The sequence below is a fragment of the Mycobacterium sp. 134 genome, assembly GCF_048282715.1.
Lineage (GTDB): Bacteria > Actinomycetota > Actinomycetes > Mycobacteriales > Mycobacteriaceae > Mycobacterium > Mycobacterium septicum.
Window position 1 is genome coordinate 48,746 of the sequence record NZ_JBLVUN010000004.1, and the last position, 10,633, is coordinate 59,378.

9 protein-coding genes are annotated in these 10,633 nt (G+C 61.8%); 8 read left to right on the forward strand and 1 reads right to left on the reverse strand.

What is annotated here, in order from left to right; translation table 11 throughout:
• The first annotated feature begins 1 nt into the window (after position 1).
• The 7 genes from ACNQVK_RS02525 to ACNQVK_RS02555 all read left to right on the forward strand — a co-directional run bounded on the left by ACNQVK_RS02525 (position 2) and on the right by ACNQVK_RS02555 (position 8,278).
• On the forward strand, positions 2-901 hold the full coding sequence (locus tag ACNQVK_RS02525) for an alpha/beta fold hydrolase (protein ID WP_067771974.1): 900 nt from the start codon (positions 2-4) through the stop codon (positions 899-901).
• Positions 902-1,097: 196 nt separating this feature from the next.
• Entirely contained in the window at positions 1,098-1,793 is a 696-nt protein-coding gene (locus ACNQVK_RS02530; RefSeq protein WP_418028470.1) for an alpha/beta fold hydrolase, read from the forward strand.
• On the forward strand, positions 1,786-3,576 hold the full coding sequence (locus ACNQVK_RS02535) for an NAD(P)/FAD-dependent oxidoreductase (protein ID WP_418028468.1): 1,791 nt from the start codon (positions 1,786-1,788) through the stop codon (positions 3,574-3,576). The genes ACNQVK_RS02530 and ACNQVK_RS02535 overlap by 8 nt, the downstream gene beginning before the upstream one ends.
• An 8-nt stretch (positions 3,577-3,584) precedes the next feature.
• Positions 3,585-4,928, forward strand: coding sequence for a cation:proton antiporter (locus tag ACNQVK_RS02540; protein ID WP_067771810.1), 1,344 nt, complete (start codon positions 3,585-3,587; stop codon positions 4,926-4,928).
• Entirely contained in the window at positions 4,925-6,283 is a 1,359-nt protein-coding gene (locus ACNQVK_RS02545; RefSeq protein ID WP_067771814.1) for a cytochrome P450, read from the forward strand. The genes ACNQVK_RS02540 and ACNQVK_RS02545 overlap by 4 nt, the downstream gene beginning before the upstream one ends.
• Positions 6,280-7,104, forward strand: coding sequence for an SDR family NAD(P)-dependent oxidoreductase (locus ACNQVK_RS02550; RefSeq protein ID WP_067771817.1), 825 nt, complete (start codon positions 6,280-6,282; stop codon positions 7,102-7,104). Before ACNQVK_RS02545 ends, ACNQVK_RS02550 begins: the two co-directional genes overlap by 4 nt.
• Positions 7,105-7,144: 40 nt before the next feature.
• Positions 7,145-8,278, forward strand: coding sequence for an NDMA-dependent alcohol dehydrogenase (locus tag ACNQVK_RS02555; RefSeq protein ID WP_067771820.1), 1,134 nt, complete (start codon positions 7,145-7,147; stop codon positions 8,276-8,278).
• 71 nt (positions 8,279-8,349) lie between these two features.
• On the opposite strand, the gene ACNQVK_RS02560 is transcribed toward ACNQVK_RS02555, so the two are convergent.
• Positions 8,350-9,009 (reverse strand): winged helix-turn-helix transcriptional regulator, encoded by a 660-nt coding sequence (locus ACNQVK_RS02560; protein WP_067771823.1) that lies wholly within the window; start codon positions 9,007-9,009, stop codon positions 8,350-8,352.
• 81 nt (positions 9,010-9,090) lie between these two features.
• On the opposite strand from ACNQVK_RS02560, the gene ACNQVK_RS02565 reads away from it, so the two are divergent.
• Positions 9,091-9,483 (forward strand): hypothetical protein, encoded by a 393-nt coding sequence (locus ACNQVK_RS02565; protein WP_067771825.1) that lies wholly within the window; start codon positions 9,091-9,093, stop codon positions 9,481-9,483.
• Positions 9,484-10,633 lie beyond the last annotated feature (1,150 nt).

The window sequence follows — 10,633 nt, forward strand, 5'->3', positions numbered from 1 at the left end:
GATGACACCCAAAGGATGGCAACGCACCTGGTGGCGCGACAGTGCTCTAGGCGCCGAAGGATCGAGGCGACTTGCGAAGGGGGCGGTCCGTTTCTTCGAATCCGGGCAGGGCGAACCCGTGGTGTTCGTACACGGTGCGCTGGTCAATGCGAACCTCTGGCGAAAAGTCGTGCCCCTCCTCGCCAAGAAATACCGGTGCATCACCTTCGACTTACCGTTCGGCTCTCATGACCACGGCCTGCCCGCAGCCGATGTGTCGCTGCCCGGGCTGGCGAGCCTCGTCGCTGATGCCATTGATGAGCTTGGGTTGATCGGCACGACGATCGTCGCCAACGATACCGGGGGCGCAGTGGCGCAATTGGTTGTGGCCCAACGTCCTGAGCTCATAGGCCGCCTGGTGTTGACATCGAGTGATGCCTACACCGATTGCCCGCCACGCGAATACATTCCCATGAAGTGGATCGCCCGCGTCCCAGGCGGACTCCTGGCCTTGCTGACACCGCTGCGCCTCCGTGCTCTTCGGCGGCTGCCCGTGGCGCATGGCTTGCTAACCCGCCGGCCTATCGACCATCGTGCGGCCGACACCTACGTATTGCCGGCTGTGCTGGATAAGGCTGTCCGCAACGACCTACGCCGGGTCTTGGACGGGTTGCAGTCGCGCTACACCGAGGCCGCTGCCCGTCATTTCGGACGGTTCACCCGCCCGGTTCTGATCGCGTGGTCGAGCGAGGACCGATTCTGTCCGATAGCCAACGCCCACAGGCTGAAGAGGGACTTCCCCAACGCGAACCTCGAGTGGATCTCGGATGCCTACACGTTCGCTCCAGAAGACCAGCCAGCCAAAATCGCCGAACTCGTCACACATTTCATTGAATCGAACGCCCTGGAGGTCACCTCGTGATTGATGAAGATGCCCGCCCGTGGTGGCGCCACCGCAGCCTCGGAGAACGACACCGCCTGACGTTGTCCTCTGGTGAGATCGCCTACTTCGACGTAGGAGCTGGTGAGCCGCTGATTTTCCTGCACGGCCCGCTGATGAACAGCAACGTCTGGCGCAAGGTCGTCGCCACGCTAGCCGGCGGTATCGCTGCATCTGCATCGACCTACCGTATGGGGCTCATCAGACGCCCATGCCGGAGGCGGATCTGTCCTTCCCTGGGCTGGCCGGCCTGGTGGCGGAGACGTTGGAAGCTCTGGGGATAAGTGCCGCCACCGTCATCGGAAACGACGGGGGCACGCCGGTAGCTCAGCTTCTGGCCGTCACCCGCCCCGACTTGGTGGCACGACTGGTGCTGGCGTCCGGCGGGGCTTACGACAACGCCCCACCTAAGCGCTACCGCCCCGTACTGAAGGTCATCGCGCATTCTCCCGGCGCGCAACTGTTGATGTTGGGGCCGTTGCGCATCCGGGCGTTGCGCGCGCTGCCGTTCTCCTATGGATGGCTGACCCGGCGCCCGATTGAACCGGCGACCTCGGACTCATGGGCCTTACCCGCCATCGTCGACGGTGAGATCTTTACCGACCTTCAACGTATGCTGCGAAGCCTCGACAGTCAGGACGTTCTTTCCGCAGCAACGCGTTTCAAGGAATTTCACGGACAGGTTCTGGTGGTCTGGTCACCTCAGGACCGGACGTTTCCCGCAGCCCATGCCGAGCGGCTGGCGGCAGACTTTCCGAACTCTCAACTTCGCTGGATACCGAACTCGTGCTCACTGCTGCCTGAGGACAAGCCGTTCGAGCTCGCCGAGCTCATCACACAATTTTTGAAAGAAGAGGTGAACACCCATGCTTAAGGCATCGAGGCTCGACGTAGAGGGCAGCCGGGAGTTCGACGTCGTCATCGTCGGCGGTGGCATCGGGGGCAGCACTTTGGCGACCATTCTGGCTCGCCACGGTGTGCGGGTGGCCATCATCGAGGCCGGGGGGCATCCGCGATTTGCGATCGGGGAATCGACGGTACCCGAGACGATCGTGGGGCTGCGCGTCCTAGCTCGCCGATACGACGTGCCGGAGCTCGGATTTCTCGCCGGTCATCACACCCTGCGACGCAAGGTGAGTGCTAGTTCAGGTGTCAAACGCAACTTCGGATTTGCTTACCATCGTGAAGGGGAGCCGTTCCGGCCCGAGGAATGCAATCAGCACCCCACCTGGGCTCCGCCGATCGGGCCCGACTCACATTTCTTCCGCCAGGACGTTGATGCGTACCTCTATCAAGTCGCATTGTCCTACGGCGCCACCGGATTGACCCACACCCCAGTGGTCGCCGTCGACTTCGACGATGACGGCGCCACCATTCGTACAGCCACCGCAGGGGAATACCGCGCACTCTATGTCGTCGATGCTGGCGGCATGCGCAGCCTGCTCGGTGAGCAACTCGGTCTTCGGATCGACCCGGCGCCCTACCAAACCCGCTCTCGCACCATTTTCAACCATTTCGTCGGGGTCGAACCTTTCGACCGGGTGATCGCCCCGCGGCGCGAGCATCGCATGCCCAGCCCCTTCTCCCAGGGAACACTGCACCATCTGTTCGAGGGCGGCTGGGCCTGGGTGATTCCTTTCGACAACCATGTCGGAACCACCAGCCAACTGTGCAGCGTCGGTATCAACCTCGATATCGACATGTACCCGCAACGTGACGGTGAGTCGGCCGAACAGGAATTCTGGGCTCACATCAACAGATTTCCCACGTTCCAGAAGCAGATGCGCAAAGCCTCAGCGGTGCGGGCCTACATGTCGTCCAACCGCAGCCAATTCGCCTCAAAGCAGATCATCGGTGACCGATGGTGCTTGCTGCCCCACGCCTCCGACTTCATCGACCCGCTGTTCTCCAGCGGGCTCGCGGTGACCGTCATGATCCTCAATGCGCTCGGGCACCGCTTGATTGATGCTGTCCGCGAAGATGACTTCTCCACCGATCGATTCGAGTATCTGCAGACCTGGACCAAGAAGTCGTTCGACTACTACGACAGCCTGGTGGCCAATTCCTACACCGCATTCCAGGACTTCGACCTGTGGAACGCATGGTTTCGGGTGTGGTGCCTGGGCACCATGTACGGCGCCAATGCGCAACTGCAGAGAATCATCGAATTCGAGAAGTCCAAGGACACGCAGGTCTTCAACAGACTCGAACAGGCGCCTTACCGTGGCCTGCAGGCGATCGACAACCCGCGTTTCGAGGCGCTGTTCACCCGAGCGTGCGCCGCAGTTCAGGCCGTCAAAGACAAGGAGATCGACTCCCCGGAAGCTGTCCACCGCATCCACGCAGCATTGCGGGAAAGCGGGCTGGTGCCCTCGTCGACCTGGACAGGGTGGCGCGCTCTGGACCCCGATAGTCGGCTTCCCACAGGCACGTTCACCCTGCTGAGCATGACACGCGTTCTGCTTTGGGGGCGCTATGGAAGCCCCAGCCATGTTCGGGGTACCTACTTCACCGGCGGATTCGCCGATGTCAGTAAGGAGGCCGCACGGTTGACCCTGGCCGAAGTGCAGGCAGGCGCGTCTGTGGCCGCCCAACCTGTTCGCGATATGCTGACCTACCGCAATAAGGACTGGCGACACGTCGGCGGAATCCTGTAGGCGCGCAGATGACTTCCTCGGTGAACCTCATCGCCCCCCTGACCGCGCACGCGTTGCTTGTCTTCCTCATCCAGCTTGCGGTGGTTCTCACGGCTGCGCGATTGTTGGGTGGATTAGCGCTGCGATGGGGATTTCCCGCGTTGACCGGCGAGCTTCTGGCCGGCATAGTCGTTGGCCCGACAGTTCTGGCCCACGCCCTCCCGGGGCTGTGGAACTGGCTGTTTCGGGCCGACGGCATACAAACGCACCTGCTTGACGCCGTTGGGCAACTCGGCGTCCTGTTGCTGGTCGGCCTCGCCGGCATCCAGCTCGAGACCCGCGGCTTTGGTCGCAAGGCGCGCAGCGCAGGCATGGTCAGTTTCTTCGGGGTAGTCATCCCGTTTGCAGCAGGATTGGCGATCGGGTTCGCGCTGCCGGAACCCATTCGTCCCGAGCACATCAGCCCTAGCGTGTTTGCCCTGTTTCTGGGGGTCGCGGTCTGCGTGACCGCGATCCCCGTAATCGCCAAGACGCTCATGGAACTGAAGATGACTCACCGCAACGTCGGGCAGCTCATCATGACCGCAGCGATGATCGACGACCTCTTGGCGTGGTTCCTGCTTGCACTGGTGTCCGCCGTGGCCACCGCTGGAGTCCTTCACGCCACAGCGATCCTGCTACCTCTGGCCGCGCTGGCCGCGGTCGTCCTGTTCGCGATGACGATCGGGCGATTCCTTGCGCAGCGCATCGTGGACTGGGTAAGTCGCTCCGGAGATTCCGGGACGATCGGAGCCACTGTCGTCGTCCTGATCATCGCGAGCTCGGCGGTGACCCAGGCGATGAAGCTGGAAGCTCTGCTCGGCGCTTTTGTGATCGGCATCGTCCTGGGACGTACTCGGCTCGAACCCAAGGCGATCGCTCCGCTGAACACGGTCGTCCTATCCGTCCTCGCACCAGTGTTCTTCGCCACTGCCGGCCTGCGAATGGACCTATCGGCACTGGTCAAATGGCCTGTGCTGCTCGCCGCGATCGGTGTTATCGGTACAGCGATCATCGGCAAGTTCCTCGGCGCGTTCCTCGGAGGCAAACTCAGTGGACTGAGCCGCCACGATTCCTTTGCGTTGGGCGCGGGCATGAACGCGCGCGGCGTCGTCGAAGTGATCGTCGCAACAGTAGGGTTGCAGCTCGGTGTACTCGGGCCGGAGGCGTACACAATCCTGGTGCTGATGGCAGTGGTGACTTCCATCATGGCGCCACCCATTCTTCGCCGCGCAATGCGCAAGTCGCAGGAGTCCGAGGAAGAAACGCTGCGGGCCAACCGCATCTACGAAGCCGCCGGCCTGGGCTGCACTATCGAGCGAGGCCGCCGATGACCGTCACCGACCTCTCCGCAAGCCGGGGGCAAGAGTTAAGGCTGCCGCCGGGCCCACGTCTGCCAGCCTGGTTGCAGACGCTGCTGTTCACGCTGGCGCGGCATCGACTCTACCCTGCGATGAGGCGCAAGTACGGCGATACGTTCCTGCTGAAACCGACTGCGCCGTACCGCCACATGGTGGTGTTGGGAAGACCGGAGGACATCAAGACGGTCTTCGCGGGGGCTCCCGATGTTTATCATGCGGGTGAGGGAAACTCGATCATGAGGCCCGCGATGGGCGATCACTCGGTACTGCTCACCGACGAAGACGAGCACAAACGCACCCGCCGTCTACTCGCCCCGGCCTTCACTGGTCGCGCATTGGACGGATATCGCGAGATGGTCACCGAGCGGACCCGCCATGCGGTTTCTAGATGGCCTGTCGGACAGCCACTTAGCGCCCTCGACCGCATGCAAGAGTTGATGCTCGAAGTCATCGTGTCCGTCGTGCTGGGTGTGACGTCCAGGGAGCGGCTTACGCAGCTGAGGCCAGCAATTCACCACATCACCGGCATCGACCCTGTCACGCTGATGGGACTGCATTACCCGCGCCTCCACCGGCTACCGCCCTGGCGTACACACTTGCGGCATCAGCGAAAGTTCGACGAGATCACCTACGCCGAGATCGCGGAGCGCCGCGCCAGCGGCAGCTACCGCACTCGCCACGACGTGCTGTCCCGGCTGATGCAGGTCTCCGATGGCGACAGTGGCCGCGGCCTCGATGATGTCGAATTGCGGGACAACATCATCTCGGTGTTGCTCGCCGGACATGACACCACCGCAGCCGGACTGGCCTGGGCTCTACACGAACTGGTTCGTAACCCAGAGCAACTCGCCGCCGCCCAGCAGGCCGCACTCGATAATGACGACGACTACCTGGCTGCGGTTGCCAAAGAGACCTTGAGGATCAAGCCAGTAATCAACGATGTGGCAAGGCAATTGACGGAACCGGTCCGTATCGGCGAGTACCACTTGCCCGCAGGGATCACTGTCTTGCCAGCCATTGCTCTGGTGCATGCCGATCCGGCACGACACACCGCACCCACCGAGTTTGAGCCGTCCAGATTCCTGGGCCAACAACCCGAAGCCAACACCTGGATACCGTTTGGCGGCGGAGCTCGCCGTTGTATCGGGGCACTCTTTGCCGTGATGGAGATGACGATCGTCTTGAAGACGGTCCTGCAGACCTACGATCTCAGGCCCCATCGCCGTGCACCGGAAACGAGAAAAGCCAAGAACATCATCACCGTGCCAGCACGCGGAGGCCGAATCATCGCAACGCGCCGCTCCGACAGCAAGAAGGACCACACATGACAACATCGACATTCGACGGCAAGGTCTGCGTCGTCACGGGTGCAGGCTCGGGCCTGGGCCGTGCTCTAGCAGAAGGGCTCGCGCGACAAGGAGCTTCACTCGCGCTATCTGACATCGACACAGCGGGCCTTGCTGAGACGACGAGTACATGCCTGGCGTACGGCGTCGGCGTGCGCGAAGACAAAGTCGACGTCACCGACTATGCGGCTATGTTGGCACACGCGGAAGAGGTGGCCGAAGAATTCGGCGGCGTGAACCAGATCTACAACAATGCAGGCGTAGCCTACTTCGGCACCGTGCTTCAAAGCGAGATCGCCGACGTCGCACGCGTCATGGACGTCAATTACTGGGGCGTGGTACATGGTACGAAAGCATTCTTACCGCACCTGATCACCTCTGGCGACGGACACGTCATCAACATCTCCAGCCTCTTCGGGCTCCTGTCTGTAAGCGGCCAAAGTGCCTACAACGCCGCTAAATTCGCAGTGCGAGGCTTCACCGAAGCCCTAGCTCAGGAAATGTACGCTGCGCGAATACCGGTGCGCGTCACTTGCGTTCATCCAGGTGGGATCAAGACCGCAGTCGCGCGCAACGCCGTTACCGCCCGCGACGTCGACTCTGCAGCCATTGCACAAATATTCGATACCAAACTGGCTCGACACACCGCAGACAATGCAGCCGAAACAATCCTCAACGGAGTGTCCAAGCGCCGTACCCGAGTCCTCGTCGGCTCGGAGGCACACGCGTTGGATGCACTCGTTCGGTTGATGGGGCCGAGCTATCAGCGGCTGCTGGTACGTGCTAATCCATTTGGCGCATAACGACCCATCTACAGCCAACGACATCCAGGAAGAGGGAGATATGAAGACCAAAGGCGCTCTGATCTGGGAGTTCAATCAACCGTGGTCGATCGAGGAGATCGAGATCGGTGACCCCGTCAAGGATGAGGTCAAGATTCAGATGGAAGCCTCGGGCATGTGCCATTCCGATCACCACCTGGTGACCGGCGACATCCCAGCGGCGGGCTTCCCGGTCCTCGGTGGCCACGAAGGCGCCGGCGTCGTGACCGAGGTCGGCCCCGGTGTCGAGCACCTCGCCCCCGGCGATCACGTAGTGCTGTCGTTCATCCCGTCGTGTGGTGAGTGTCCGGCTTGCCAGGAAGGTCTGCGCAACCTGTGCGACCTCGGCGCCCTATTACTATCCGGAACGTCGGTGTCTGACGGCACCCATCGCATCCATGCGGTCAAGAACGGTCAGCCCGTCATCCCGATGACCCTGCTGGGCACGTTCAGCCCGTACATGGTGGTGCACAAGAGCTCGGTCGTGAAGATCGATCCGTCCATCCCGTTCGAGGTGGCCTGCCTCGTTGGCTGCGGCGTCACAAGCGGTTATGGTTCGGCGGTGCGTAGCGCCGATGTGCGCCCCGGTGAGGATGTCGTCATCGTCGGTGTCGGCGGCTTGGGCACCGGTGCGCTGCAGGGCGCGCTGGCCGCAGGCGCACGCAACGTATTCGCGGTGGATCCGGTCGAGTTCAAGCGCGACAACGCGCTGAAATTCGGTGCCACGCACGCCTACCCGGACATCTTCTCCGCGATGGCCGGCGTCGTCGAGGTCACCCAGGGTCGGATGGCGCACAAGACGATCGTCACCGTCGGCGAGCTCAAGGGCGAGGACATCGACCACTACATGAACATCACCGCCAAGGGCGGCACCGTGGTGGCCACCGCCGTCGCCAACATGGCCAGCAACGACGTCAAGCTCAACCTGTCGATGCTGACGCTGCTGCAGAAGCGCCTGCAGGGCACCATCTTCGGCGGCGGCAACCCGCACCACGACATCCCGCAGCTGCTGAGCATGTACAAAGTCGGCCGGTTGAACCTCGATGACATGGTCACCCGGCAGTACAAGCTCGAGCAGATCAACGACGGTTACGCCGACATGCTCGAGGGCCGCAACATCCGCGGCGTCATCCGCTACACCGACGCCGACCGCTAATTTTCCGCGTTGACTTAAGCCCTGGGCGTAAGGCCACCCAGCCGCTTCGACGCGGGTGAGATTCGGCTCTGCTATGCGACCTGTGCGTCCAGCTCGAACGCGTCAGCAAGTGCCGTGATCACCTCCGCGTCGCCGTCGACGACCAGCGTCTGGGCGCTGATCGCCTCAGCCAGTGTTAACGAGCCATTGTTGATGGCGATCAGCGTGGCCATGTCGGTGGTGATGGTCGCCTGGGCGCGCTCCGCAGGTCCTGGATGAATCTGGATGGCGCCGTTCTCGATGATGATCTGGAACATCGAACCCTCGACATGCAATTCGTGCTCGCCGTCGGCGGCTGGTGAGCTGGCAGGGTTGAAGCGAGCCGCCATCGCGAAAGCGAGCAGGTTAGCGTTGGGCGTTTGGCTTTCGGTCGGCGTTCCCAGCCGCCGCAATCCCCATCGGGTCAGTCCGAGAAGAGTTGGTCGCAGCATCTCGCCATCGGCGGTGAGTTGATAGACCGCCGAGGCGGCCGGCGGCGGGAGGACGGCTTTCTCGATGACATGTGCTTCTTCGAGCTGCCGCAGTCGCTGAGTAAGCAAACCGGTGCCGATGCCGGACAGTCCGCCCAGCAGGTCGGTGAAGCGTTTCGGGCCCATCAGCAGCTCGCGGATGACCAGCATCGTCCAGCGCTCGCCCAGCAGGTCGAGCGCAACCGCGAGTCCGCAGTACTCGTCGTACGACCTCTTCGCCATGGTGATCTGAATATAACATCTGAATCATCGACTTCAAAAAGAGTATGGACTTCAAAAATAAGAAGTAGTAGCGTCCGATTTATGAACGCACGGATTGCCTCCGCTACCGTGGCCTCCGCCGAGCGTGACACGGTGACTGCGCCGGCGCGTGAGACTGCCCCCACGGTCAACACCCCGACCGCGAAAATTACTGGGCCGGTGGAACATCGACTCGAAGCGCTGCCGCCACATGCGCCATCGTCCCGCAGTCAGGCGGCCCTCGGTCCAGACGCCACCCACCTGAACGCCCCGGAGTGCACGCAACGCACCTCCATATGGGCACGAATCGCCGACATGTTCCACCGAACAGATCACCGCACGATCGAACACGCACCCAAACGTGACAATCGCAAGCAACCGGAACAGCCGGGATGTCCGCAGCGTCCTGATTTCATCGCCGATGCTGCGATGGCTCGCGAAATGTTTCGACTCTGACAAGGTGTTCCGGAGCGTGTGCGCCAAGCGCCAGTGCGCAATTCGTCGTCACCGCGTGGCAAGAGGCAGAAATAGGTCCGCCGCCACCGCATACCGCGCCGCAGTCGAAAACCTCACCACGGCGCCATAATCACGAAACGAAACACCAACCTCCACAAGACCATTCGACTAAACCTGACCCACGCACCACAAAACTTGACTCAATAATCCGGCTTCGCCGGATCTAGCAAGCTAGATAAGTCTGCCGTGCCACTTAACCTCGTTACAGGTACGCGCCCAGTGCTGATCGAGCACGTCGGTGCTGATGTGGCCGAGAAGCCGGTCCCCGTCGTAGTGCCTGCATGGGCGGCCTGTCCACGAGTGGATCTGCTGGTAGACGCTGATGCCGTTGCACTCTTCGCAAACGAACTACAGACCGGTGTCCCAAGACCACCTCGAGTTGGCGCCGAACTTCTCGCCGTCATTCCAACCTGTCCCGGAATCGTGCCAGAATTCGCCGAGAACGCCTGCGGGAGGATGGAACTGACTATCTGCGGCGGAAGACGGGTCGGAGTTGGCTTGGCAGTGGATTCGCGTGGTTCGCCACCCGATCTCGGTGAAGAACGCTGCCCAACGAGCTTCGAGCCGGGAACGATACTCCACGCCCCGGTAGAGAGTGGGATACGACCGCATCGCCTGAGCCTACGGTCCTGGCAACCTCCGCGGGCCGCCTGAAAGGAAGCGGTGCACACCGTCGTCTAATCTCGCGGTGTCTCGCCCCTCTGTGCCCGAGTCTTGGCGGTCTCTAATACGATCTCAATCACATGGGAAAATCACGTTGTCGCATCAGATCGGTTGGCAAACCTCAAATACCGTGGCACCGGACATCGCCGACCGGCTTCTCGCGACCGGCATCGGGTGCCTCGATCGGTGCCATGGGCAACCCTATGACAATGCTCTGACCGAGACGATTCATCGTCACAGTGACGAAATATCAAGATGCCACGCATCTTCGGAGGCGTATCGCCACTAGGTAAGGCTGAGCTCACTCAAACCTGCGCGTAGGAAATGCAGTGTTTCGTGAGACAAACTTCGGTGCAGACGGCGTGAGACAAATCTGACAACCGCAGGTCACAGCCACGGCCATATGCAGCGAAACTTGAGAACCTAC